Below are 25,158 nucleotides of genomic sequence, written 5' to 3' on the forward strand. Positions count from 1 at the left end.
AAGCGACCCGCGATATATGGGATCTTAGCTCAGCTGGGAGAGCATCTGCCTTACAAGCAGAGGGTCATAGGTTCGAGCCCTATAGGTCCCATTTCGTAAGAAATTACGAACATATGGCGGGATAGCTCAGTTGGCTAGAGCATACGGTTCATACCCGTAGTGTCGCTGGTTCGAATCCAGTTCCCGCTATTCATATGGGATCTTAGCTCAGCTGGGAGAGCATCTGCCTTACAAGCAGAGGGTCATAGGTTCGAGCCCTATAGGTCCCATTTCTTATGAAAATTACAAAACATATGGCGGGATAGCTCAGTTGGCTAGAGCATACGGTTCATACCCGTAGTGTCGCTGGTTCGAATCCAGTTCCCGCTACTACAAATTCATAAGTACAAAAAAAGAGACGAAAGTCTCTTTTTTTGTTGTGTTTTACTTTCGGCGGGGACGTGTTCCGATACAAAGGTACACGACGTAAATGACCAAAAAACCCCAGAAACCCGCATAAAATAAGGCAAAACTCAAATTGTCAGATTTTTTCCATCGGGGACAGGTTCCGATACACCGGAACACGTCCCCGATAATTTGGCAATAATTCTAAATAATTCTTAATATTTCTGGAATATGGTTTTTTGCGTTGTATCTGGCAGACTTTTTAGATATAATATTGAAAAAATCGAACGAAAAGGGGAAGGATATGGAATTACGTTTAAATAATCTGAAGAAATCTTTTGGCAGCAAGGTGGTTTTGCATGATTGTTCCTTTGTGTTTGAAAAGGGAAAGATTTATGGGCTTCTTGGGCGTAATGGAGCTGGTAAGACGACGTTGTTTAATTGCCTGAGCGATGAGATTCAGCCGGATTCAGGGGCTGCTATGCTCTGGGACGGAGAGAGCGAGCGGGAGATAATGCCGGATGAGATTGGATATGTGTTTTCGGTGCCGGTGCTTCCGGATTTTTTGACGGGTGAAGAGTTTGTGCGGTTTTTTATGGATATTAACAGGGACAGGATTGAGCCGGGGACGAGTGCGGAAGCGTATTTTGATCTGGTGCAGATTGACCAGGAGGACAGGAAGAAGCTGATCAAGGGATATTCTCATGGAATGAAGAATAAGCTTCAGATGATTTGTTTTATGATCTCAAGGCCGCCGGTGATTCTTCTGGATGAGCCGCTGACTTCACTGGATGTAGTTGTTGCGCTGGAGATGAAGCGTCTTCTGCGCAGTATGCAGAAGGATCATGTGATCATTTTTTCTACGCATATTCTGCAGCTTGCGACGGATCTCTGTGATGAGATCGTCATTTTAAGTGACGGGAGACTCAGGCAGATCGACCATGAGATGTTGAAGCAGAAGGATTTTGAAGAACAGATCATTGAATTATTGAAGGATGAGGAAAGCCATGGTTAGAACATTACAGCAGATTATTATGTTAAAAGCAACAATTGTGACGAATACGTTCCTGTATTATCTGAAGAGACTGTGGGTGATCGGGAAGCATGTTCCGGACAGTGTGTATGGGAATCGGGAACTGAAGATGGTGCTTGCGGTGTTGTTTACAATTCTTGGTCAGGTTTTCAGTCTGGCGGGGAAGGCGCTTTACATATTTCTTTTTGCTGTCCTTCCGGCACTTTTTGCTGGTACGGCGGAAAGTGGAGTGAGATTTGACAGTCTGGTTCAGATCCTGTTCTTTTTGTCCTGTATCATGGGACCGCTTCAGGATAGTGTGGTCTTTAAAGTAACGAAAGAGAAATTTACCGCGATACGGTACATGAAAATGGATGTGGAAAAGTATACAAAGGTATATCTTCTTTACTGTTATATCCCGTTCGCATTGTATTTTCTGATTTGCATCATGACAGCTTCCTGGTTTACGGGAGGAAGTATTGCAGACGGTATATGTCTCTGGATTGTCATTGTGATGATGCGTGCTGCGGGCGAGGCGTTTCAGGTATGGCTGTATGACCGGAAAGGGATTGTGTTCTCCAGAAAAACCGGATGGGTATGGACAATTATTTTTCTGTCCGTTGCCGGTGCATATACTGTGTTCGTGCCGTGGGGACCATTTTTGACTGCAGAGAGACTGTTCCATCCTGTTTTACTTGTTCTGATTTGTGTTGTGGGTGTGATTTCGGCGTGGTATATTCTGTCAGGATACCGTTGTTACCGCCGGAAACTCCACAGGACGGTAGAAGAGCAATGGCTGTTTTCTTCTATTGTCAATCAATCCACCCAGGCGGCAAATGAGAAGTCTGTGGGAATTCGGGAGCAGGATCTGCATGCAGACAGCAGAAAGATGGCGGGAGTGGAAAAGCTTCACGGCTATGAATACTTTAATGCTTTGTTTTTCCTGAGGCACAGGAGGCAGATTCTAAGACCGGTGTACTATCGTCTGGCGGCAGTCGTGGGCTTTTTTATCGCAGGTGTGATGTTCAGAGTGGGAATGCCGGAAGTAGCGTATCTGGGAGCAGAAAACCTTCCGGATTTCCTTCCGATTTTCGTTTTTGTTATGTATATGATGACGGTGGCTGACAAGGCCTGCAAGGCAATGTTTTATAATTGCGATAAAAGTATGCTGAAATTCGGTTTCTACCGGAATCCAAAGACGCTTCTATCCAATTTCCGGATCCGTCTGGTAAAAATCGCGGGGTATAATCTGGTGATCGGAGCTGCAATCTGTGCAGCGGTAGGAGGATTTCGTGGAATCTGCGGTATCTGGAATTTTGGACAGAACATGTTTTTGTTTTGTGCGGCAGTACTGATGCTTTCTGTGTTCTTTACCGTGCATCACCTGTTTTTGTACTACGTATTCCAGCCGTATTCTGAAGAGATGAATGTAAAAAATCCGTTTTTTCAGGCGATTAATATGGCGGTCTATCTGATTTGTTTTCTGTGTTATGAGCTTCAGGCAAACGGTACTCTCACAGGAAATCTTCCGTTTACCGCAGGCGTGCTGGTTGTGACACTTGCCTATATTGTGGCGGCGCTCATTCTGGTGTACCGCTATGCCCCGAAAATGTTCCGCGTTAAATAATGTTCCCGAAAAATCAGTAGTTTTTGGGAAGAATATGTTAAAATAAGATGGAAAAGAGTACAATACAGGACAGATGAACGCGAAAAGGAAAGGAGGAGTCTTATTGAGAGTAGGAATGGGATATGATGTCCATAAATTGACAGAAGGAAGAGACTTGATTATCGGAGGGGTGAAGATTCCATATGAAAAGGGGCTTTTGGGTCATTCGGACGCGGACGTGCTTTTGCATGCGGTCATGGATGCGCTTCTCGGCGCCGCGGCCCTTGGAGATATCGGTCTTCACTTTCCGGATACAGACGAAACATACAAAGGAGCATCCAGCCTGAAACTTCTGGAACAGGTTGGAGAGCTTCTTGATGAACACTTATATGTGATTGAAAATATCGATGCGACAATCATTGCGCAGCGGCCAAAGATGCGTCCGCATATTGATGCCATGCGGGAAAATATTGCAAGGACGCTTGCCATTGATGTGGATCAGGTCAACATCAAGGCAACTACGGAAGAAGGTCTTGGATTTACCGGAAGCGGAGAGGGAATTTCCGCCCAGGCAGTCTGCTGCATTGAAAAGGCAACGAATTTCAGCTATGACGTGACGTGGCAGGAAGGCGGATGCCGGGGATGCCCTGGATGTCACGGTGTGTCGGATGACCGGGTGATGGAATGAAAATAAGAAAGCTGAAACAAGAGGAGCACAGAATGACCCGATCGCTCTGGGAAGAGATTTTTACGGAGGACGACGAGGCGTTTCTTGATTATTATTATCAGGTGAAAACGGCGGAGAATTCCATCTATATCATAGAAGAAGAGGACGGGCCGGTCTCCATGCTGCAGCTTAATCCATATCCGGTGCAGTTTTTGGGGGAAACATGCCTGCTTCACTATATTATAGCGGTGGCGACAAAGATGGAATATCGGGGACGGGGTTATATGACGCGGCTTTTGGAAAAGTCTGCCAAAGACATGTATCAGGCAGGAGAGCCGTTTACCTATCTGATGCCGGCCGCGGAGGAAATTTATTATCCGCACGGATTCCGGTTTGTCTATCGTCAGCTCCGGATAGAGGGGAAACCATCCGGAGAAAAAGGACAAGACGGGACTTTGGCAGGATGCCAGGTGCGATACGCCGGGGAATCGGACTGCCGGGCACTTGCCTGTTTTGCGGAGAAACTGCTTGGACAGATGCCTTTCGTCCGTGCAGCCCGGACAGAACGTTATTACAGAACGATCTTAAAAGAACAGCAAAGCGAAGGCGGAGGAATCCTGCTTACGGAAAAGGACGGAAAACCGACCGGATTTGTCGTTTATGGATGTTATGAAGGAAAGGCAGAGCTTCGGGAGCCGCTGTTCGAGAAAAAAGAAGACTGGGAGCAGATCCTCGCGTTTCTGAATGAGGAACCGGTAAAAACCGTCCAGATTTCAGGGACCCGCCCGGAGGATGCGGCATGGCTTAAAGAAGAACTGGAAGGAGCCGAAGAAAAGGAAGTTCCGGTGATCATGGTCCGGATCGTCCATCTTCAGCACTTTCTGGAACGGTTCCTTGCCCGGAGCAATTTTGAGATCCGGCTTCATATAGAAGATGGACTGATTTCGGAAAATACCGGATACTGGGAGATCCGGGGACAGGAGGGACAGACTTTATCTGTCCGGAAAACCAAAGCCTCCAAAGAGGCGGAAACGGTTTCTCCGGGGGAACTTGTGACGGTATTGTTTGGCTACCGGTCAGAGCGCAAAGAGGAGCGGGAAGTCTATGAAAACATGGGCCCGCAGATGCGAGTGCTTCTGAAGGGCACCCAACCCGCACCACCGGTATTTTTGAATGAGATTGTATAGAAATGGGAGTTGACAAAATGAGAGTTATCCCATACACTATAACAACAGAAGGATAGAAAAAGGCAGAGAACGGAAAGAGTAGCATATGCATACTTTACAGAGAAGGAAGGCCGCCGGCTGAGAGCCCTCCGAAAGAACGGATATGTGAAGTGCGTCCGGGAGCCGGGTCTGCGAAGGAAAAGTAGCAGATCACGTAGGCAGTCGTTACCTGCACAGATGAGTGGAAAGGGCATCTGCCCTTTTTAATAGAGTGGAACCGCGGATCAACTTCGTCTCTTGGATGTTATCAGGGACGAAGTTTTTCTTTTTATGTGCCGGAAAAATTTTCCTGTGCGATAGAAATGCTCCGTAAGACTCTGCAAAAAAAGAAAAGGAGGAGAATGACAGATGAAACTGTACAATACGATGACACGAAAAAAGGAAGAATTCGTGCCTCTGGAAGAGGGAAAGGTAAAGATGTATGTATGCGGCCCGACCGTTTATAATTTTATTCATATTGGAAATGCAAGACCGATGATTGTCTTTGATACGGTACGCCGCTATTTTGAATACAAAGGATATGAAGTGAATTTTGTTTCCAACTTTACAGACGTAGATGATAAGATCATTAAAAAAGCACTGGAAGAGGGCGTGACGGCAGATGAGATCGCGGCACGCTATATTGCGGAGTGCAAAAAGGATATGGAAGACCTCAACATCAAGCCGGCTACCGCAAATCCGCTGGCGACCCAGGAGATCGGCGGAATGATCGAGATGATCCGGGAACTGATTGAAAAGGGGCATGCCTATGAGAAGAACGGAACCGTTTACTTCCGTACAAGAAGTTTCAAAGACTATGGAAAGCTGTCCCATAAAAATCTGGATGACCTGCAGTCCGGCGGAAGAGAGCTTCTCGTATCCGGCCAGGACGAAAAGGAAGATCCTCTGGATTTCGTACTCTGGAAGCCGAAAAAAGACGGCGAGCCGTTCTGGGATGCACCGTGGAGTAAAGGACGTCCGGGATGGCACATCGAATGCTCGGAAATGTCCAGAAAATATCTGGGCGAGCAGATTGACATTCATGCCGGCGGCGAAGATCTTATTTTCCCGCATCATGAAAATGAGATAGCACAGTCCGAGGCATGCAACGGCAAGGAATTTGCGCGTTACTGGATGCACAATGGATTTTTAAATATTGATAATAAGAAGATGTCAAAATCTCTCGGAAACTTCCGCACTGTACGGGAGATCGGGGAGAAATATGACCTGCAGGTATTCCGGTTCTTTATGCTGAGCGCGCATTACAGAAGCCCGCTGAATTTCAGCGCGGAGCTGATGGAAGCAGCAAAGAACAGTCTGGAGCGTATTACCAATGCTGCAGACCAGCTGAAACACCTGATGGAAACAGCACAGACAGAGCAGATGACAGATGTAGAGAAAGAAAACGCGGCAAAGACTGCAGAGTTCATCAAAGAATTTGAAGACGCTATGGAAGATGACTTCAATACAGCCGATGCCATCACTGCTATCTTTGAACTTGTAAAATTTGCCAACACAACAGCAGACGGAGAAAGCTCCAAAGAGTACGCAAAGGCACTTTTTGATCTGATTGTGCGTCTTTGCGATATCCTCGGACTGATTGTGGACAAAGAAGAGGAAATGCTGGATGCGGACATCGAGGCTCTGATCGAGGAGAGAACAAAGGCAAGGAAGGAAAAGAATTTCAAACGTGCTGATGAGATCAGGGATGAGCTTCTGGAAAAAGGAATTGTCTTAAAGGACACAAGAGAAGGAGTACAATGGAAGAGAGTATAACGATGGAACTGGATTCGTATCTGTGTGAAGTCTTTCAGACAGAGGAACATGATATCAGAAGTTATTCCCCTTTGTCCCTTGCCTTTATCGGGGACTGTGTCTATGACCTGGTGATCAAATCGCTGATTATCAGAAAGGGAAACCGCCCGGTGAATGTTATGCAGAAAGAGACGAGCAGGCTTGTGCAGGCATCTGCACAGTCTGCCATGATGAGGGTGATGCAGGAACATCTGACGGAAGAGGAACATGCGGTTTACCGGAGAGGGAGAAACGCAAAATCCGTTTCCCCGGCGAAGAATCAGTCCATCACGGACTATAGACGGGCAACAGGATTTGAAGCGCTGATCGGATATCTTTATCTGAAAAAAAACTACAGACGGATCGTTGATCTGATCAAAACCGGCCTTGTCGGGCTGGAGGAAGCAGAGGAGAAGGATGAAAGACCAGAAGAATAGAAATGAATCGATGATTGAAGGAAGAAATGCGGTGCTGGAAGCATTCCGCTCCGGGAAACCGGTGGATAAGCTGTACGTTCTGGACGGATGTCAGGACGGACCGGTGCGGACCATCGTACGGGAAGCAAAAAAGCACGATACGATTTTAAACTTTGTTACAAAAGAGCGGCTTGACCAGCTCTCGGAAACAAAAAAGCATCAGGGCGTTATTGCAGTAACAGCCGCGTATGAATACTCGGATATTGAGGATATGTTCAACCTTGCGAAGAAGAAGGGGGAGGATCCGTTCCTGATCCTTCTGGATAATATCGAGGATCCGCACAATCTGGGAGCCATTATCCGGACGGCCAATCTGGCGGGTGCCCACGGGGTGATCATTCCGAAACGCCGGGCGGCAGGATTGACCGCGACAGTCGCAAAAACATCGGCAGGGGCGTTAAACTATACTCCGGTTGCAAAGGTGACCAATCTGGTGAAAACAATGGAAGAATTAAAGGAACGGGGACTCTGGTTTGTCTGTGCCGACATGGGAGGCGATGTGATGTACGATGTCGATCTCAAAGGGCCGATCGGGCTTGTGATCGGGAACGAAGGAGAGGGAGTTTCCAGACTCGTAAAGGAAGCATGTGATTTCACTGCGTCAATTCCTATGAAAGGAGAGATTGATTCTCTCAACGCATCTGTGGCGGCCGGCGTACTGGCTTACGAGATTGTTCGCCAGAGGACAAGGTAAAGGAGCGGCAGAAAGATGGCTGATTATGAAACCAGAACAGATGAAGAGCTGATTCAGAGCCTTCGAAGCGGAGAAGCCGAGATTATGGATTTCCTTCTGGAAAAGTATAAGCCCGTGGTTAAGAAAAAAGCGCGGGCGATGTTCCTTTTGGGCGGGGACAGTGATGACCTGATTCAGGAGGGAATGATCGGTTTGTTTAAAGCGGTGCAGGATTACGATCCGGAGCAGGAGGCTTCCTTTGAAACCTTCGCAATGATCTGTGTGACAAGACAGCTGTATTCAGCGATCCGGGCATCGAGGAGGAAGAAACATCTGCCGCTGAATTCCTATGTTTCTCTCTATGATAAACAGGAGATTTCCGAGGAAAAGGAATCCGAGCTGATCGGTCTCCAGAATACTTCATCCAACAATAATCCGGAGGATCTGGTGATTCACAAGGAATCCGAGGATTCTTTCATGAAAGATCTGGAGGGACGTCTGAGTGATCTGGAAAAGAGGGTGTTGTACCTGCATCTGCTTGGAACCGATTATAAAACGATTGCAGGGCTTCTGGGAAAGAAGCCGAAGACGGTGGACAATGCCCTGCAGAGAATTAAAACAAAAGCAGAGGACCTGCTCTGATTATATTGTAAAACAGTGAAAACCGCCAAAATATTCATTGAAAAATGCGAGTGTTTTGGCGGTTTTTCTGTTATATAAATAACAATTGGAAAAATGTTGACAGGTCAAGAAAAAAACCTTATAATCCTACTGTTAGGAAACGAACAAATCATAGGAGTGGAAACGATGGACCAAGAGTTACGTAAGGCACGGGAGCATCACGTTGGGAGAATCATCCATATGCTGTCCCATCAGCTGAAAAGGCGGGGAACGATGCCGGAAGTGGAGATGGGGCTGACGCCGATGCAGAAGCATGTCCTGACCTTTATTCTGTTTGAGACGATGGAGCGGGATCTGTACCAGCGGGATATCGAAGAGGAGTTCCGCATCAGAAGATCTACCGCAAGCGGGATTTTGCAGCTGATGGAAAAAAACGGATTTATTTACCGCAAAAGTGTTGCGAGGGATGCAAGGCTCAAACAGATTATCCCTACGGAAAAGGCAGAGAAACTCAGGATGGATATTCTGGCCAATGTTCAGGAAATGGAAAAGAAGCTGACTGGCGGAATTCCAAAAGAAGATCTGGAAGTGTGTCTCCGTGTTCTTCAAAAAATGATCTGTAATCTTTCAGATGATAAGCAGGTCAAATGAATAATTTCAGGAGGTAGAGATGAACAGAAAGCTTTTTAAATCAATCAGGGAATATAAAAAAGAATCCGTTCTCGCACCGTTTTTTGTCATTCTGGAAGTGTTGATGGAAGTATTGATCCCGCTTCTGATGGCAAACATTATCGATATCGGAATTCAGGACGGCAATCTTCCCTACATTATTAAGATGGGCGTCCTTCTGGTCGTTATGGCCATGCTTGCTCTCTGGTTCGGAGTAAAGGCCGGTACCTATGCGGCAAGAGCCGGAGCGGGATATGCGAAAAACCTGCGGCATGATATTTTTTACAAGGTTCAGGAGTTTTCCTTTAAAAACATTGACCACTTTTCCACATCCAGCCTTGTAACACGTATGACGACAGATGTTACCAATGTGCAGATGGCGTATATGATGAGCATCCGTCTGCTTGCAAGAGCACCGATTATGATCGTTCTGTCATGGATCATGACACTGACGATCAATGTAAAAATCGCGCTCCTGTTCCTTATTGTAATCCCGCTGCTGGGAGGGACACTGATTTTCATTGCCAAGAAGGCCCATCCTCATTTTATCAAAGTATTTGATGAATACGATGTTCTGAACAACGAGGTACAGGAAAATGTCAATGCGGCCAGAGTGGTAAAGGCATACGTAAGAGAAGACTACGAAATCAAGAAATTCCATAAAGTATCTCAGACTGTCTACGATCTGTTTACAAAGGCAGAGAAAATCGTGGCCTGGAACTCTCCGACCATGCAGTTTTTTGTATATGCGGTTGTACTTTGCATGGTGCTGATTGGAGGAAAGGATATTGTATTTGAAACGATGGAAACAGGAGAGCTGACAAGCGTTATTGTCTATGCACTTCAGATTCTTTCTTCCTTGATGATGGTATCTTTTGTTTTCGTTATGATTATGATTGCGGAGGCTTCCAGTGACCGTATTGCGGAGGTACTGGATGAAGTGCCGGAGATGCAGGATAAAGAGGATGCTGTTAAGGTCGTTCCGGACGGATCCATCGATTTTGAACATGTGGATTTCAGCTATGCCGGGGAAGGTGGAAATCTTTCCCTGAAAGATGTCGATATTCACATCAAATCCGGACAGACAATTGGAATTATCGGCGGTACCGGAAGTTCCAAATCTACGTTTGTGCAGCTGATACCAAGACTTTACGATGTGACAAAGGGATGTGTTAAAGTCGGAGGTATTGATGTCAGAGAATACAACCTGGAAGCACTGCGTGACCAGGTATCCATGGTGCTTCAGAAAAATGTGCTTTTTACCGGAACAATTTACGACAATATCCGCTGGGGTGATGAAAACGCATCTGATGAAGAAGTGCAGAGAGTATGTAAGCTTGCCCAGGCAGACACCTTTGTGCAGGAATTCCCGGCTGGCTACAATACAATGATTGTTCAGGGAGGAAACAATGTTTCCGGCGGACAGAAGCAGAGACTTTGTATCGCGAGAGCCCTTCTGAAAAAACCAAAGATTCTGATCCTGGACGATTCCACAAGTGCGGTGGATACGAAGACGGATGCCATGATTCGAAAGGCATTCCGGGAAGAAATTCCGGACACAACAAAGATCATTATCGCGCAGAGAGTCTCTTCTGTTGAGGATGCAGACCTGATTATCGTCATGGATGATGGTAAGATCAACGGAATCGGCACATCTGAAGAGCTTTTAAAGACAAACGCGATTTATCGGGAAGTTTACGAATCGCAGGTAAAGGGAGGTGAGGAAGATGAATAAGAATGACGAAAAGGTACGTGTTTCCAAAGGGACCTTAAAGACGGCAAAACGACTGCTCGGCTATGTGACCAGCCGCTTTAAAGTACAGTTTTTTGCAGTATTTATCTGTATCATTATCAGTTCCATTGCGTCTATTTCGGTATCTCTGTCACTGAAATTTCTGCTGGATGACTTTATTATCCCGCTGATCGGGCAGGAGTCGCCGGATTTCTCAGAGCTTTACATGGCGCTTGGAGTACTTGGAACCATCTTCCTGGCCGGAGTGATTTCTACATTTGTTTACACAAGACTGATGGTAACGATCGGGCAGGGTGTGTTAAAACAGGTCAGAGATGATATGTTTGAACATATGCAGAAACTTCCGATCCGCTATTTTGACCAGAATACCAACGGCTCCATCATGAGTCTTTACACCAATGATACGGATACCCTGCGTCAGATGATTAACCAGTCCATCCCGCAGGTGCTGATGTCTTCCATTACCATCGTGGTTACGTTTATTTCCATGGTGGCGCTGAGCCCGATTCTGACGGTTCTGGCTGTTATTATGATCTTCCTGCTCATCTTTGTCGCAAAGACGATCGGAGGAAACAGTGGAAAATATTTCCTGAAACAGCAGATTGCCATCGCAAATATTACCGGGTTTGTGGAAGAGAGGATGAACGGACAGCGTGTCATCAAGATTTTCAACCATGAGCGCGTATCAGAAGAAGAGTTTGATGAGTTGAATGAGAAACTTTATGACAGCGCCGCAAACGCAAATACCTTTGCAAACATGATGGGACCGATTATCGGAAACATTGGAAACCTGCAGTTTGTACTTACGGCGGTACTTGGAGGATTCCTGTCCGTCATGGGAGTGGGCGGCATCACCCTTGGTGTTATGGCTTCCTACCTTCAGTTTACAAAGAGCTTTACCCAGCCGTTCATGCAGGTGGCACAGCAGTTTAACTCCATTGTCATGGCGCTTGCCGGCGCGGAGCGGATCTTCGCGATGATGGATGAAGAGCCGGAAGTGGACGAAGGATATGTGACACTGGTCAATGTCCGCAAGGATGCAGACGGCAATATGATCGAGTGCAAAGAGAGAACTGGTATGTGGGCATGGAAGCATCCGCATCAGGCGGATGGTACCGTGACCTACACGGAACTGAAGGGGGATGTACGGTTCTACGATATGACATTCGGGTATACGGATGAAAAGATGGTGCTCCACGATCTGACACTCTACGCAAAACCGGGACAGAAGATTGCGTTTGTAGGTTCCACCGGAGCCGGAAAGACGACCATCACAAACCTGATCAACCGGTTCTACGATGTGCAGGATGGTAAGATCCGTTACGATGGCATCAATATCAACAAGATCAAAAAGTACGATCTGAGACGTTCTCTTGGAATTGTATTGCAGGATACCCATCTGTTTACCGGAACAATCATGGAAAATATCCGGTACGGAAGACTGGATGCAACGGACGAGGATGTATACGAGGCAGCAAAACTTGCCCATGCGGATCAGTTTATCAATATGCTTCCGAATGGTTATCAGACCATGTTAAGCGGTGACGGAGAAGAACTTTCCCAGGGGCAGAGACAGCTTCTTGCCATCGCGAGGGCAGCTGTATCCAATCCGCCGGTACTGATTCTGGACGAAGCAACATCCAGCATTGATACCCGTACGGAAAGCATCGTACAGAAAGGTATGGATAACCTGATGAAAGGACGTACGGTATTTGTCATTGCCCATCGGCTTTCCACGATCCGGAACAGCGATGCTATCATGGTTCTGGAACACGGACGCATTATCGAACGGGGCAATCACGAAGATCTGATCAAACAGAAAGGGACATACTACCAGCTTTATACAGGAAAACTGGAACTGTCATAAACAGAAAACCTTCCGGTACAGCACGAAAAGAAGCTGTACCGGAAGGTTTAAAATTTCCTCTTGACATTTCTGATAATTTACGATATAGTAAATGAGCGTGTTAAATATGCTGCCTTGGCTCAGTCGGTAGAGCGTCGCCTTGGTAAGGCGGAGGTCGGCGGTTCAAGTCCGCTAGGCAGCTTAAAAAACTCCTGAGAAATCAGGAGTTTTTTCATTTTCATGTCCGCACACGTAAACTATTCATTTATATTTGGAATACATTGAGAAATAAACTCATCGATAGAAGCCGCTTTGGCAGCAACTTTGCTCCAGACGGTTAAAAGCTCAGGGTCTTTTTCAGAAAGAATCCGCTCTTTCAGAGGCTCAGTGACATCCCCAAGATCTGCCAGAAATGAAAGAACAATTTGAGCTTTTCCTAAACATATTCCCTCATTTTTGCTGATACGCCGTGTTTCCTGAACGTCATAAGCTTCAAAATTTTCAAACAGCATTGCAAAATCCCTCCGTTCGATCTGATCTGCAAAAGCAACAATTTCTTCTTTCGGAACATTAAGACGGTGTAGAAGGACAGAGATAATTTTAGCAATCAACTGTAAAAGCGAGTCAGGAGAATTACGGCTAATCTCTTCCAAATAACCATCTGGCACTTCCTGTAATTGCCGGAAATCAGCTGCACTTCTTAATTTATCAATCAGCATTACCAAGGACAGTTCATCTCGTGATCTACTTTGGACTGATGCTCAATCAGTGTAATTAAAAAAATAGACTCGGATTCAGGACAATCTTTCAAATGGATTTCTTTAATTGAATCAGAATCTCGCTTTTCATGCCACATAGAAATAAAACGCTCGGAAATATCTGTAATATCTTCCGGCTGAACGTCTTTTAGAAGTTCAATATTCGTATATCCCCGCAAAAATTGTGCACATAAAATGGGATTGCCGAAAATCAGTTTTGCACCATTATCTTTCACCTTTTTATTGGTAATTTGTGCATCTGAGAAATTGATGTTTTGCTCTTTTTGCATGTCTGTCGAACTGCCATTGTTCTTTTGCGTAATTTCTGTCATAAATGTCTCCTTTCTTGAGTGGAATACAGAAAAAACGGACAGACTGCTTCTTAAACTGATTTTATCAATGAATGCAAAAAAATACAATGAAAATCAAGCGATTCTCTTCGTTTTCCCTAATATTCCTGTTGGTTATGTGAAATGTGATAAATTTGGCCGAAGGGCCGGGATTTTCTGCGGGAAATTATAGTTTCCCGGTAGGACAACAGAAAAAAGAAGTCCTGAATAGATATTCTCAGTATAAAGAAGGAACCGAAAAAAAGCAAGAGGAGATTTGAGACTCTTCCGGAGAAATGATATAATTAGAATCAGTGAATAATATAGTATCAGGGAAAAGGAGGCGTTTACGTTGAAAGCAATGGTTTATCAGGGAGAGGGAAGAGCCGCGCTTCTTCAGAAGCCGCGCCCGGTCATCCAGAAGCCGACGGATGCTGTCATCCGGGTGACCCTTTCAACGATCTGTTCCAGTGATATTCACATCCTGCATGGTGCGGTTCCAAAAGCGGTGCCGGGTGTGACTCTGGGACATGAATTTGTCGGCATTGTGGAGGAGACCGGACCTGCAGTCAGAAGCGTTTCCGTTGGAGACCGGGTGGCGGTCAATGTAGAGACATTCTGCGGAGAATGCTTTTTCTGCAAAAGAGGATATGTGAATAACTGTACTGATCCGGAGGGTGGATGGTCGCTTGGATGCCGGATCGACGGAGGACAGGCGGAGTACGCAAGGATTCCTTTTGCAGATCAGGGACTTATCAGGATACCGGATGAAGTGTCTGACGAGGAGGCGCTGTTCACCGGGGATCTTCTTTCCACCGGATACTGGGCGGCACAGATGGTGGAGATCCGGAAAGAAGATACGGTCGTGGTTATCGGGGCAGGACCTGCGGGACTTTGCACGATGCTCTGCGCAAGACTGTATGAGCCCAAACAGATTATTGCCATTGACTGTATGAAAGAACGCCTTGCCTTCGCGGAAAAATACAAGATGGCGGATCTGACATTTACACCGGACGATATGGATCTTCTGGAACGGGAGATCCGGGCGTTGACAGACGGACGCGGGGCCGATGCTGTCGTAGAGGCGGCAGGAGGCACCAACACCTTTGAGATGGCATGGAGACTGGCACGTCCCAATGCAGTGATCGGGCTGGAAGCCATGTACGAAGAACCACAGACACTTCCGCTCCCGGATATGTACGGGAAAAATCTGATCTGGAAATCCGGAGGGGTAGACGCATGCAAATGCAAAGAGATTCTGGAACTGATCCGGGAGGGCAGACTGGATGCCAGACCTTTGATTACCCACACATGCACACTTTCCGGGATCGAAAAGGCATACCGGATCTTCGAAAACCATGAAGACGGTGTGATGAAATACGCAGTCTATCCGGAATAGTTTGATGCCGCTCGTTTGCGGTTTTGGCTTGTGGTTGCAGGTGTTTTATGGTAACATAAAAGTTATGAATAAAACCAAACCTATGAGGAGGGCTTTATGGAGACAACAGCAACTGAATCCAGGAATTTTATTGAGCAGGAAATAGACAAAGATTTGAGAGAAGGAGTGTACGATCATGTCTGTACGCGTTTTCCGCCGGAACCGAATGGATATCTGCATATCGGACATGCGAAGTCAATCCTTTTGAATTACGGTCTTGCCCAGGAATACAACGGGGAATTCCACATGCGTTTTGATGATACGAACCCGACAAAAGAGCGTATGGAGTTCGTAGATTCTATTAAGGAAGATATCCAGTGGCTCGGCGCGGACTGGGGCGATCATCTCTACTTTGCATCCGATTATTTTGATGTGATGTATGAGTGTGCGGTAAAGCTGATTAAAAAGGGAAAAGCATATGTCTGTGATCTGACTCCGGATGAGATCAGAGAATACAGAGGAACTTTGACAGAGCCTGGCAAGGAGAGTCCGTACCGGAACCGTTCTGTAGAAGAGAACCTGGAATTATTTGAAAATATGAAGAATGGCGTTTACAAAGATGGAGAAAAGGTACTCCGTGCCAGGATAGACATGGCATCCCCGAATATCAATATGAGAGATCCGATCCTGTACCGTGTGGCGCATATGACTCACCACAATACAGGAGATAAATGGTGCATCTATCCGATGTACGATTTCGCGCACCCGATTGAGGATGCGGTTGAGAAGATCACACATTCCATCTGTACACTGGAGTTTGAGGATCACCGCCCGCTTTATGACTGGGTAGTCAGAGAGTGCGAGTTTGATCACGGCCCGAGACAGATTGAGTTTGCAAAGCTTTATCTGACCAATGTCGTGACCGGAAAGCGTTACATTAAAAAGCTGGTAGAAGAAAAGATCGTCGATGGCTGGGATGACCCGAGACTGGTGTCAATCGCTGCCCTCAGAAGAAGAGGATTTACGCCGGAATCCATCCGGATGTTTGTAGAGCTGTGCGGGGTTTCCAAAGCACAGAGTTCTGTAGACTACGCGATGCTTGAGTACTGCATCCGTGAGGATCTGAAGCTGAAACGCCCAAGAATGATGGCAGTACTGGATCCGATCAAACTTGTGATTGACAACTATCCGGAAGGAGAAGTGGAATATCTCGAGGCAGATAACAATCTGGAAAATGAAGCACTTGGAAAACGTATGGTACCGTTTGGCAGAGAGCTTTATATCGAGAGAGAAGATTTCATGGAAGAGCCTCCGAAGAAATACTTCCGTCTGTTCCCGGGCAACGAAGTGCGCCTGATGAATGCGTATTTTGTAAAATGTACCGGATGCGAAAAGGATGAAAACGGCAATGTGACAGTCGTACACTGCACCTATGATCCGGAGACAAAATGCGGCACCGGATTTACCGGCCGGAAAGTCAAAGGAACGATTCACTGGGTGGCAGCGCCGACAGCAGTGAAAGCAACCGTACGTCTTTATGAAAACCTGATTGATGAGGAGAAAGGCGTATACAATAAGGAGGACGGGTCTTTGAACCTGAATCCGAATTCTCTGGAAGTAAGAGAGTGCTATGTAGAGCCGAATTTCCAGGATGCAAAGGCATACGACAGCTTCCAGTTCGTACGTCAGGGATACTTCTGTGTGGATTCCAAAGATTCCAGACCGGATGCACTGGTATTTAACAGAATCGTATCACTCAAGAGCTCCTTTAAACTTCCGAAAAAATAAAAATGAATGAATTGACAATGAATCTGGAACCGCACAGTGCGGTTCCTCTTTATGAACAGATTTATCAGTATATAAAAAATGACATACAGAAAGGGAGGATTTCCGCAGGGGAAAAACTCCCTTCTACCCGTTCTCTGGCCGGCTATCTGGAAGTCAGCAGAAGTACGGTGGAACTTGCCTATGAACAGCTTGTATCGGAAGGTTATATCGAATCGGTACCGTACAAAGGGACATTTGTGCTGGATGTTAAGGAACTGTACCGGCTAAAACCGAAAAAGACAGTTGCAGGAGGACAGCAGGAGAAGAAAAAAGATATCCTGTATGACTTTTCTCCGCACGGGGTAGATCTGAAGCGTTTCCCGTATCAGGTGTGGAGAAAGCTCTCGAAAGATGTGCTGGGGGAGGACAAGTCCGAGCTGTTCCGGATGGGAGATCCGCAGGGGGAATATGGACTGAGAAGAGTCGTCGCCTCCTATCTTTACCAGGCGCGGGGGGTCAACTGTACGCCGGAACAGATCATCATCGGGGCAGGGAACGACTATATGCTTCTTCTGCTCCATACCATTCTCGGACATAATCATAAAGTGGCGTTCGAAAATCCGACTTACCGACAGGCATACCGGATGTTTGAGCGGCTCGGATATCCGGTATGTACTGTGGATATGGACAAATACGGAATGGAAGCCAGTATCCTTCGGGAGACGGATGCGGATATTGCCTATGTCATGCCGTCCCACCAGTATCCCCTTGGAATTGTTATGCCGATCAGGCGGAGAATGGAGCTCCTGGCATGGGCAGATGAAAAAGAAGGGCGTTATCTGATCGAGGATGATTACGACAGTGAATTCCGTTATAAAGGAAAACCGATCCCGGCGCTGAAAGGTTACGATGCGTCGGAGAAGGTGATCTATCTCGGCACTTTTTCCAAATCCATCGCTCCGGCTATCCGTATGAGTTACATGGTACTTCCGGAAAGCCTGATGAAAGTTTATCAGGCGGCTTGCCGGTTTATCAATCCGACCGTATCCAGAGTGGATCAGATGATTCTGCAGAAGTTTATCGAAGACGGTCATTACGAGCGTCACCTCAACCGGATGCGGGCACTTTATAAAGGAAGGCACGATACCTTCCTGAACTGTCTGAAACCATTTGCAGGAAAATGCAGGATTTCCGGAGAACATGCCGGTGTCCACCTGCTTTTGACATTTGAGGACGGACGGTCGGAAGAGGAACTGATCCGGCTTGCAAGGGAGGAAAAAGTGGCGGTCTACGGTCTTTCCTCCTACGATACACAGGGGACCAGAAAAAACCAGGCTTCTGTGCTTCTCGGTTATGCCAATATGGAAGAAGACCAGATTAAAGAAGCAGTGGAAATCCTGAGAAAAGCCTGGCTTTCCTGAGAAAAATCAAATGTGAATTTTTCAAAAAAAGGCTTTCAAAATCGTGGAAAAACGAGTATAATAAGGAGCTGTCTGATAAGAAAAATATGCACATAAGGCAGGAGAAAAACAATGAGAGAGGTATATGTGAATATTGGTTCAGTGGAGAAAGCAAAAGGACTGAATGGAGTTCTGAGAAAACTGGAGGGGGATTTCGATCTGGTTCAGGGGAGAGCCACGATTGATGCGAAATCCTTTTTGGGGATCCTTAGTATGGATTTATCCAAATCTGTCAAGCTGATCATTCATGACAGTGATTCGGTCGACATGACACTTCTGGAAGAATATATGGCATAGTGACAGAGAGGATAAAAGGGAAAAAGAAAGAAGCATCAAACGGGGATGCTTCTTTCTTTTCATAAAGAGAAACCCAGAAACAAATTTAAGCAGGAGATTAAAAATGGAGAACAGAATAGAAATAAAAGATGAGATTTATGTAAACGGAGAAAAACTGCAGATCATTTCAGGAAGTATCCATTATTTCCGGGTAGTTCCGGAATACTGGAGAGACCGTTTGGAAAAATTAAAGGCCATGGGCTGTAATACGGTGGAAACCTATGTGGCGTGGAATGTCCACGAGCCGTACGAAGGGGAGTTTCACTTTGAAGGAGAATATGATCTTTGCAGATTCATGGAACTGGCACAGGAGCTGGGGTTATATGTGATTTTAAGACCGTCTCCGTATATCTGCGCAGAGTGGGAGTTCGGCGGATTCCCGGCATGGCTTTTAACGAAACCGGGAATCCGGCTTCGCTGCAATAACAAAGTATATCTGGACTGCGTAGAGCGTTATTATGAAAAACTGATTCCGATGATTGTGCCGTATCAGTTCACAAAGGGCGGTCCGGTACTGATGCTTCAGATCGAGAACGAATATGGTTCTTATGGAAATGATAAAGAATATCTGAACGCATTGAAAACAATGATGGTAGAACGAGGCATTGAAATACCATTTGTGACTTCGGATGGCACAGATGATCATATGCTGGCTGACGGAGGCGTTGAAGATGTCTGGCAGACTGCAAATTTCGGTTCCAAAGGTTCGGAGAGATTTGACGAGTTGGAAAGTGTCATTGGAAATCAGCCGCTGATGTGTATGGAATTCTGGGATGGCTGGTTCGATCACTGGGGACAGGGAGAACATAAAGTTGTAGGTCTTGAGGACCATAGAAAATCCCTGGAAGATATGCTGAATCGGGGACATGTGAACTTCTACATGTTCCATGGTGGAACAAACTTTGGGTTTATGAATGGTTCTAATTATGATGGAAAGCTTCTTCCGGATGTGACATCCTACGATTACGATGCTCCATTAAGCGAGGATGGCCAGATTACAGAGAAGTATCTGGAATTCCAGAAAGTGATTTCCAAATTCCGTGAGATTCCGGAAGTGGAGTTTACAACTCCAATTACAAGAAAATCATATGGAACATTGCAGGTACAGGAAAAAGCAGGACTTTTTGATACGTTGGATACATTAAGCACCCCGGTCAGAGAGGCCATGCCGTTGTCCATGGAGGAACTTGGACAAAATTATGGCTATGTTCTCTACAGAAGTACAATTACCAGAGGAAAAGAGATTCGTTCCTGCGAAATCCGTGGCGGAGCAGACCGTGCAATTCTCTTTGCGGATGGAAAACAGGTAGATATCCGTAATGATTATGAGATGGACAGAACGACTGGATTTGAACTGGAAAATGAACAGGGAAATCTTGATATTCTGATGGAAAATATGGGAAGAGTCAATTACGGACCGGAAATTGAATTACAGAAAAAAGGAATTACCCATGGGGTTCTGGTCAATGGAACGTTCCATATGGGATGGGATATGTATCCGCTTCCGTTTGAGGACATCTCAAAGGTGGATTTCGCAAGAGATTATGAAGAAGGGATGCCTGCATTCTACAAATTTACATTTGATGCCAGGGAGACGGGAGATACGTTCCTTGACGTGACCGGATTCGGAAAAGGATGCGTGTTTGTAAATGGTAAAAACATCGGAAGATTCTGGGAGGCCGGCCCGCAGAGACGTCTTTATATTCCGGGACCGCTGTTGAGAGAAGGAACCAATGAAATTATTCTGTTTGAGACGGACGGAAAAGCGGTTGAGACAATCTGTCTCATGGATACACCGGATCTGGGATAAATAAAAAATATAGCACAACACAAAAGATGTCCCTTGTACACGGAAAACCTGCATAGTATAATAAATAAAAAGGGTTTCGGCCCTTGAAAAAGGGCAGAGTCCAAAAGGAGAGGATTGCCATGCAGGAGTTAAACAAGCTGGACACATTGAGGGAGATTATCGACAGAGGACAGTATATTGTCGCATTATGCGGTTCCGGGATGATGGAAGAGTGCGGAATTTATCCACTCAAGGAGCAGGAACGTGCTTACCGGATTGAGGAAAGGTACGGACGATCTCCGGAATACCTTTACACGGACGCCTTTTTTAATACACGGACAGAAATGTTTTACGATTTTTATAAACACGAGATTCTTGCAGATCTGGAGCCGTCGGCATCTACCTATGCTCTTGCGGCAATGGAGCGGGCAGGAAAGCTGAAATGTATTATTTCAAGCAATATCTATGAGTTAAGTGAACGGAGCGGATGTAAAAACGTGATCAATCTTCATGGAAGTATTTATCACAATCATTGCCAGAGATGCGGAAAAACATATTCTGTTGATTATATCAGACAGGCAAAGAAAGTTCCGTACTGTGAAGTGTGCGGAGGCGTGATCCGTCCGGATGTGTCGTTTTTTGGAGAGATGCTTGACAGCGAAAAGCTTTCCAGAACACTGGAAGAGATTGAAAAGAGTGATGTACTGCTTCTGCTGGGCACGTCGCTTAGTTCGGAAGTATTCCATAACTATATTAAATGCTTTGAGGGAAGCAAGATCGTTTTGATTCACAATGAAGAGACGCTGATGGATGAAAAAGCAGATCTGCTGATTTATGATGAACCGAAAAATATTCTTCCCAAACTTGGCTATTAAAGAATAAAGACTGCTGTGCGATTTCAACAGCAGTCTTTTTCCGTGCATTGACGCAAATGGAAAAATCCCTTATCATATCTGGTAGTATGATCGGATACAGAAAGAATGAAATCGAAGAAGACAGGAGCAGCAAAGAGATGAATATCATAAATATAGAACACATTACAAAACGATTTGGCGATAAGTTTCTTTTTGAAGATGCCTCTTTTGGGGTACAGGAAGGAGACAAAATAGGGATTGTCGGAATTAACGGTACCGGAAAATCCACCCTTCTGAAGATGATTGCCGGAGAGGAGGAGCCGGATGAAGGACAGATTATCCGGCAGAATGGGAAAAAGGCTGCCTATCTTCTGCAGAATCCGGTGTTTTGCGCGGATTCGGATATTGCCGGATATGCACTGGACGGAAATCCGGATACGGACTGGAAGGTGCAGAGCAATCTGACGAAGCTTGGAATTCTGGACTATACGGCAAAGATGGCAGACCTTTCCGGCGGACAGAGGCGAAAGGTGGCGCTGGCGAAAGTGCTGGCCGAAGATGTGGATATTCTGCTTCTGGACGAGCCGACCAACCATCTGGATGAGGGAATGATTATCTGGCTGGAAGACTACCTGAGAAATTACCGGGGTGTTGTACTGATGGTAACCCATGACCGTTATTTTCTGGACCGTGTGACGAACCGGATTCTGGAAGTGGATAATGGAAAAATCTATGGATATGAGGCCGGTTATTCCGGATTTCTGGAACTGAAAGCCCAAAGAGAAGAGATGGAACTTGCATCTGAGAGAAAGCGTAAAAGTGTGCTCCGTATGGAGCTGGAATGGGCAAAGCGGGGATGCCGTGCAAGAAGTACAAAGCAGAGAGCGAGACTGGAACGGCTGGAGGCACTGAAAAACGGGAAAGTGCCGGAGGCGGAAAAGAGTGTGGATGTTGCAAAGATCAGTACCAGGATGGGAAAGAAAACCATCGAACTTCACCATATTTCAAAAGGATATGGGGAGAGGAACCTGATCCGGGATCTGGACTACATTGTTCTGAGAGACCAGAGGCTTGGCATTATCGGACCGAACGGCTGCGGAAAGTCCACACTGCTGAAAATGATGGCGGGGCAGATTGCTCCGGATGAGGGAGAGATTGAAATCGGGGAGACGATCCGGATCGGTTATTTCGCCCAGGAAGTGCCGGATATGGATAACAGTGTCCGGGTGATCGATTATATCAAGGACTTCGGAGAATATGTCCAGACGGAAGAAGGAAAGATCAGCGCATCGGCAATGCTGGAGCGATTCCTTTTCACGCCGGAGATGCAGTACACGCCGGTGGAAAAACTGTCCGGAGGAGAAAAACGCCGCCTTTATCTTCTGAGTGTTCTGATGCAGGGAGCGAATGTCCTTCTGCTTGATGAACCGTCCAATGATCTGGATATTGCAACGGTGACCATTCTGGAAGATTATCTGAATTCTTTTGAGGGGATTGTCGTGGCCGTATCCCATGACCGCTATTTCCTCGATAATGTTGTGGACCGGATTTTCGAACTGGACGGAAACGGGGATGTAACACAGTACGAAGGAGGATACACCGATTATCTGAATGCCAGAGGTGAACAGAGAAAAGAGACGGAAGAGGCGGAGAAATCAAGGAAAAACGAAGCGGGAGACTGGAAGAAGCCCCGTCAGGCAAAACTGAAATTTACTTACAAAGAGCAAAAAGAGTATGAGGGGATTGATGATGAAATATCATCTCTGGAAGCAAAGCTTGAAAAACTGGATCAGGATATGATGGCGAATGCCACCAATTCTATGAAACTGACAGAATTGACCCGGGAAAAAGATAAAACAGAAAAAGAACTGGAAGAAAAAATGGAACGGTGGGTCTATCTCAACGATCTGGCCGAGCGGATTGCAGAACAGAACGCACAGTAAGAAACAGAAAAGAAAAAAGATTTAATGCTTTACTTGACAAAAGGATGATTCATTGTTACAATAAAAAAACAGAACGCACTCTGTTTTTAGAAAAGAAAGTAGAGGTAGGTTGTATGAGAAAGCAGGTTTATTCTTTATTGGTGGATAATACACCGGGAGTGCTGAGCCGTATTGCAGGACTTTTCAGCAGAAGAGGGTTCAGTATTGACAGCATTACGGCAGGTGTGACAGCGGATCCGCGTTTTACAAGGATCACGGTTGTGGCAAGCGGGGATGAGAGGATTCTCTCTCAGATCGAAAAGCAGGTTCGGAAGCTGGAAGATGTACTGGAGATTAAGCTTCTCAATGATGAGGAAGCGGTTTACAGAGAGCTTATTCTTGTAAAGATCAAGGCAGATGCGACGCTTCGGCCGGGTATTATCGCGATCGCGGATGTGTTCCGTGCGAAGATCATCGATGTGGAGAAAGAATCTCTGATTATAGAGCTTACCGGAGCACAGTCTAAACTGGACGCGTTTTTGAATCTGCTTGACGGCTACGAGATTCTAGAACTTGCGCGGACCGGAATCACCGGACTTTCCAGAGGAAATAAAGATATTGCGGATGCAGAGGAGATTCTGAGAAAAAGGGCCGAGGAAAACGGTCTGGACTAATCAGCAGCTGAAGGGATGATCCCTTTGACGATTATATCAGAAAATCAGGAGGTAGAGTAACAATGAACAAACCAAAAATCTATTATCAGGAAGACTGTAATTTAGCATTGCTGGAGGGAAAAAAGATTGCCATCATCGGATATGGAAGCCAGGGACATGCACATGCCCTGAACTTAAAAGAATCCGGATGTGATGTTGTAGTCGGACTTTACGAAGGAAGCAAGTCCAAAGCAAAGGCAGAGGCACAGGGACTCAAAGTCATGACAAACCAGGAGGCTGCAAAATGGGCTGATATTATCATGATCCTGATCAACGACGAGTTACAGGCCGACATGTACAAAAAAGACATCGAGCCAAATCTGACAGAAGGTAAGATGCTGATGTTCGCACATGGATTCGCAATCCACTTTGGACAGATCAAACCACCGGCAGGCGTGGACGTAACCATGATCGCTCCAAAAGCACCGGGCCACACAGTAAGAAGTACATATGTAGACGGACAGGGCGTTCCGGCTCTCGTATGTGTAGAGCAGGATGCATCCGGAAGAGCACTGGATCTGGCACTTGCCTATGGTGCAGCAATCGGATGTGCAAGAGCAGGTCTTCTGACAAGTACATTCCAGATTGAGACAGAGACAGACCTTTTCGGTGAGCAGGCAGTTCTCTGCGGCGGTGTATCTGCACTGATGCAGGCTGGATTTGAAACTCTTGTTGAAGCAGGATATCCGGCAGAAAATGCATACTTTGAATGTATCCATGAGATGAAACTGATCGTTGACCTGATCTATCAGAGCGGTTTCGCAGGAATGAGATACTCTATCTCCAATACAGCAGAATACGGTGATTACATCACAGGACCAAAGATCATCACAGAAGATACAAAGAAAGCAATGAAGAAGATCCTCTCAGACATCCAGGACGGAACATTCGCAAAAGACTGGCTGTTAGAAAACAAGATCGGTGCACCGCACTTCCACGCTATGAGAGCAAAAGGCGCTCAGCATGAGTCAGAAGTAGTTGGAGCAGAATTAAGAAAACTCTACAGCTGGGCTGAAGACGACAAACTGATCAACAACTAATTTTTGATGCACGAATAATGCTATATGGAGAGTCGATATTGGGACACATGTTTCCCGGTATCGGCTTTCTTTTTGCTGTTTCACATGATAAAGACTATATGATACA

The 25,158-nt window shown here is 46.0% G+C and carries 22 protein-coding genes, 5 tRNA genes and 1 other annotated feature; of the genes, 25 read left to right on the forward strand and 2 right to left on the reverse strand.

The annotated features are described in order from the left end of the window. Positions 1-18 precede the first annotated feature (18 nt). The 16 genes from H6A32_RS00315 (at position 19) to H6A32_RS00390 (ending at position 12,908) form a co-directional block, all read left to right on the forward strand. Positions 19-91 (forward strand) — tRNA-Val (locus H6A32_RS00315). 24 nt (positions 92-115) lie between these two features. Then, positions 116-189, forward strand: a tRNA-Met gene (locus tag H6A32_RS00320). A gap of 7 nt (positions 190-196) precedes the next feature. Further along, positions 197-269 (forward strand) — tRNA-Val (locus H6A32_RS00325). Between the two features lie 26 nt (positions 270-295). Next, positions 296-369, forward strand: a tRNA-Met gene (locus H6A32_RS00330). 319 nt (positions 370-688) lie between these two features. Then, a complete protein-coding gene (locus H6A32_RS00335) occupies positions 689-1,399 on the forward strand; it encodes an ABC transporter ATP-binding protein (protein WP_204863491.1) in 711 nt (236 codons plus the stop codon). Beyond that, positions 1,392-3,023 (forward strand): hypothetical protein, encoded by a 1,632-nt coding sequence (locus H6A32_RS00340; RefSeq protein ID WP_204863492.1) that lies wholly within the window; start codon positions 1,392-1,394, stop codon positions 3,021-3,023. Before H6A32_RS00335 ends, H6A32_RS00340 begins: the two co-directional genes overlap by 8 nt. 103 nt (positions 3,024-3,126) lie before the next feature. Further along, positions 3,127-3,690 (forward strand): 2-C-methyl-D-erythritol 2,4-cyclodiphosphate synthase, encoded by a 564-nt coding sequence (gene ispF / locus H6A32_RS00345; RefSeq protein ID WP_087167360.1) that lies wholly within the window; start codon positions 3,127-3,129, stop codon positions 3,688-3,690. Continuing rightward, entirely contained in the window at positions 3,687-4,856 is a 1,170-nt protein-coding gene (locus tag H6A32_RS00350) for a GNAT family N-acetyltransferase (protein WP_275950803.1), read from the forward strand. Before ispF ends, H6A32_RS00350 begins: the two co-directional genes overlap by 4 nt. Positions 4,857-4,912: 56 nt before the next feature. After that, positions 4,913-5,136: a binding site (T-box leader), on the forward strand. A gap of 107 nt (positions 5,137-5,243) precedes the next feature. Further along, positions 5,244-6,650: a cysteine--tRNA ligase gene (cysS, locus tag H6A32_RS00355; RefSeq protein WP_204863494.1), complete on the forward strand. Its 1,407-nt coding sequence runs from the start codon at positions 5,244-5,246 to the stop codon at positions 6,648-6,650. Next, positions 6,635-7,105: a Mini-ribonuclease 3 gene (locus H6A32_RS00360; protein ID WP_087167357.1), complete on the forward strand. Its 471-nt coding sequence runs from the start codon at positions 6,635-6,637 to the stop codon at positions 7,103-7,105. Before cysS ends, H6A32_RS00360 begins: the two co-directional genes overlap by 16 nt. Next, positions 7,086-7,838, forward strand: coding sequence for a 23S rRNA (guanosine(2251)-2'-O)-methyltransferase RlmB (rlmB, locus tag H6A32_RS00365; RefSeq protein WP_087167356.1), 753 nt, complete (start codon positions 7,086-7,088; stop codon positions 7,836-7,838). Before H6A32_RS00360 ends, rlmB begins: the two co-directional genes overlap by 20 nt. Before the next feature lie 15 nt (positions 7,839-7,853). Beyond that, on the forward strand, positions 7,854-8,459 hold the full coding sequence (locus tag H6A32_RS00370; RefSeq protein ID WP_087252956.1) for a sigma-70 family RNA polymerase sigma factor: 606 nt from the start codon (positions 7,854-7,856) through the stop codon (positions 8,457-8,459). 165 nt (positions 8,460-8,624) lie between these two features. Then, on the forward strand, positions 8,625-9,089 hold the full coding sequence (locus H6A32_RS00375; RefSeq protein WP_204863495.1) for a MarR family winged helix-turn-helix transcriptional regulator: 465 nt from the start codon (positions 8,625-8,627) through the stop codon (positions 9,087-9,089). Positions 9,090-9,108: 19 nt separating this feature from the next. Next, positions 9,109-10,842, forward strand: coding sequence for an ABC transporter ATP-binding protein (locus H6A32_RS00380; RefSeq protein ID WP_087252951.1), 1,734 nt, complete (start codon positions 9,109-9,111; stop codon positions 10,840-10,842). Beyond that, entirely contained in the window at positions 10,835-12,727 is a 1,893-nt protein-coding gene (locus H6A32_RS00385; protein ID WP_087252949.1) for an ABC transporter ATP-binding protein, read from the forward strand. The genes H6A32_RS00380 and H6A32_RS00385 overlap by 8 nt, the downstream gene beginning before the upstream one ends. A gap of 108 nt (positions 12,728-12,835) precedes the next feature. Beyond that, positions 12,836-12,908: transfer RNA gene (locus H6A32_RS00390), tRNA-Thr, on the forward strand. 55 nt (positions 12,909-12,963) lie between these two features. Here the strand turns inward: H6A32_RS00390 and H6A32_RS00395 are convergent. Then, entirely contained in the window at positions 12,964-13,425 is a 462-nt protein-coding gene (locus H6A32_RS00395; protein ID WP_138372842.1) for a hypothetical protein, read from the reverse strand. Then, positions 13,425-13,796 (reverse strand): hypothetical protein, encoded by a 372-nt coding sequence (locus H6A32_RS00400; protein WP_204863496.1) that lies wholly within the window; start codon positions 13,794-13,796, stop codon positions 13,425-13,427. Before H6A32_RS00400 ends, H6A32_RS00395 begins: the two co-directional genes overlap by 1 nt. A 358-nt stretch (positions 13,797-14,154) precedes the next feature. Here H6A32_RS00400 and H6A32_RS00405 point away from each other — a divergent pair, with 358 nt between their 5' ends. The 9 genes from H6A32_RS00405 to ilvC all read left to right on the forward strand — a co-directional run bounded on the left by H6A32_RS00405 (position 14,155) and on the right by ilvC (position 25,052). Continuing rightward, entirely contained in the window at positions 14,155-15,192 is a 1,038-nt protein-coding gene (locus H6A32_RS00405; protein WP_204863552.1) for an alcohol dehydrogenase, read from the forward strand. Between the two features lie 96 nt (positions 15,193-15,288). After that, a complete protein-coding gene (locus H6A32_RS00410) occupies positions 15,289-16,959 on the forward strand; it encodes a glutamine--tRNA ligase/YqeY domain fusion protein (RefSeq protein WP_204863497.1) in 1,671 nt (556 codons plus the stop codon). A 2-nt stretch (positions 16,960-16,961) separates the two neighbouring features. Continuing rightward, entirely contained in the window at positions 16,962-18,359 is a 1,398-nt protein-coding gene (locus H6A32_RS00415) for a PLP-dependent aminotransferase family protein (RefSeq protein WP_204863498.1), read from the forward strand. Positions 18,360-18,470: 111 nt separating this feature from the next. Continuing rightward, entirely contained in the window at positions 18,471-18,695 is a 225-nt protein-coding gene (locus tag H6A32_RS00420; protein WP_087167349.1) for a hypothetical protein, read from the forward strand. 103 nt (positions 18,696-18,798) lie between these two features. Continuing rightward, the gene (locus tag H6A32_RS00425) at positions 18,799-20,544 is read left to right on the forward strand and encodes a glycoside hydrolase family 35 protein (protein WP_204863499.1); all 1,746 of its coding nucleotides are present in this window, start codon (positions 18,799-18,801) and stop codon (positions 20,542-20,544) included. Between the two features lie 119 nt (positions 20,545-20,663). Continuing rightward, entirely contained in the window at positions 20,664-21,398 is a 735-nt protein-coding gene (locus H6A32_RS00430; RefSeq protein ID WP_087252937.1) for an SIR2 family NAD-dependent protein deacylase, read from the forward strand. A 137-nt stretch (positions 21,399-21,535) separates the two neighbouring features. Further along, a complete protein-coding gene (locus H6A32_RS00435) occupies positions 21,536-23,320 on the forward strand; it encodes an ABC-F family ATP-binding cassette domain-containing protein (RefSeq protein WP_087253083.1) in 1,785 nt (594 codons plus the stop codon). A gap of 113 nt (positions 23,321-23,433) precedes the next feature. After that, on the forward strand, positions 23,434-23,973 hold the full coding sequence (gene ilvN, locus H6A32_RS00440) for an acetolactate synthase small subunit (protein ID WP_087167346.1): 540 nt from the start codon (positions 23,434-23,436) through the stop codon (positions 23,971-23,973). 62 nt (positions 23,974-24,035) lie between these two features. Continuing rightward, a complete protein-coding gene (ilvC, locus tag H6A32_RS00445; protein WP_087167345.1) occupies positions 24,036-25,052 on the forward strand; it encodes a ketol-acid reductoisomerase in 1,017 nt (338 codons plus the stop codon). Positions 25,053-25,158 lie beyond the last annotated feature (106 nt).

Origin of the sequence: Drancourtella massiliensis (genome assembly GCF_016900655.1) — a bacterium.
Taxonomy (GTDB): Bacteria; Bacillota; Clostridia; order Lachnospirales; family Lachnospiraceae; genus Sellimonas; species Sellimonas catena.

Bases quoted from the DNA above. Each gene is read 5' to 3' on its own strand.
- H6A32_RS00370 (WP_087252956.1), top strand. From the start codon at position 7,854: ATGGCTGATTATGAAACCAGAACAGATGAAGAGCTGATTCAGAGCCTT.
- rlmB (WP_087167356.1), top strand. From the start codon at position 7,086: ATGAAAGACCAGAAGAATAGAAATGAATCGATGATTGAAGGAAGAAAT.
- H6A32_RS00395 (WP_138372842.1), bottom strand. From the start codon at position 13,425: ATGCTGATTGATAAATTAAGAAGTGCAGCTGATTTCCGGCAATTACAG.
- ilvN (WP_087167346.1), top strand. From the start codon at position 23,434: ATGAGAAAGCAGGTTTATTCTTTATTGGTGGATAATACACCGGGAGTG.
- H6A32_RS00380 (WP_087252951.1), top strand. From the start codon at position 9,109: ATGAACAGAAAGCTTTTTAAATCAATCAGGGAATATAAAAAAGAATCC.
- H6A32_RS00420 (WP_087167349.1), top strand. From the start codon at position 18,471: ATGAGAGAGGTATATGTGAATATTGGTTCAGTGGAGAAAGCAAAAGGA.
- H6A32_RS00410 (WP_204863497.1), top strand. From the start codon at position 15,289: ATGGAGACAACAGCAACTGAATCCAGGAATTTTATTGAGCAGGAAATA.
- H6A32_RS00415 (WP_204863498.1), top strand. From the start codon at position 16,962: ATGAATGAATTGACAATGAATCTGGAACCGCACAGTGCGGTTCCTCTT.
- H6A32_RS00335 (WP_204863491.1), top strand. From the start codon at position 689: ATGGAATTACGTTTAAATAATCTGAAGAAATCTTTTGGCAGCAAGGTG.
- H6A32_RS00340 (WP_204863492.1), top strand. From the start codon at position 1,392: ATGGTTAGAACATTACAGCAGATTATTATGTTAAAAGCAACAATTGTG.
- H6A32_RS00400 (WP_204863496.1), bottom strand. From the start codon at position 13,796: ATGACAGAAATTACGCAAAAGAACAATGGCAGTTCGACAGACATGCAA.
- H6A32_RS00385 (WP_087252949.1), top strand. From the start codon at position 10,835: ATGAATAAGAATGACGAAAAGGTACGTGTTTCCAAAGGGACCTTAAAG.
- H6A32_RS00425 (WP_204863499.1), top strand. From the start codon at position 18,799: ATGGAGAACAGAATAGAAATAAAAGATGAGATTTATGTAAACGGAGAA.
- H6A32_RS00435 (WP_087253083.1), top strand. From the start codon at position 21,536: ATGAATATCATAAATATAGAACACATTACAAAACGATTTGGCGATAAG.
- H6A32_RS00350 (WP_275950803.1), top strand. From the start codon at position 3,687: ATGAAAATAAGAAAGCTGAAACAAGAGGAGCACAGAATGACCCGATCG.
- cysS (WP_204863494.1), top strand. From the start codon at position 5,244: ATGAAACTGTACAATACGATGACACGAAAAAAGGAAGAATTCGTGCCT.
- ilvC (WP_087167345.1), top strand. From the start codon at position 24,036: ATGAACAAACCAAAAATCTATTATCAGGAAGACTGTAATTTAGCATTG.
- H6A32_RS00360 (WP_087167357.1), top strand. From the start codon at position 6,635: ATGGAAGAGAGTATAACGATGGAACTGGATTCGTATCTGTGTGAAGTC.
- H6A32_RS00430 (WP_087252937.1), top strand. From the start codon at position 20,664: ATGCAGGAGTTAAACAAGCTGGACACATTGAGGGAGATTATCGACAGA.
- H6A32_RS00375 (WP_204863495.1), top strand. From the start codon at position 8,625: ATGGACCAAGAGTTACGTAAGGCACGGGAGCATCACGTTGGGAGAATC.
- H6A32_RS00405 (WP_204863552.1), top strand. From the start codon at position 14,155: ATGGTTTATCAGGGAGAGGGAAGAGCCGCGCTTCTTCAGAAGCCGCGC.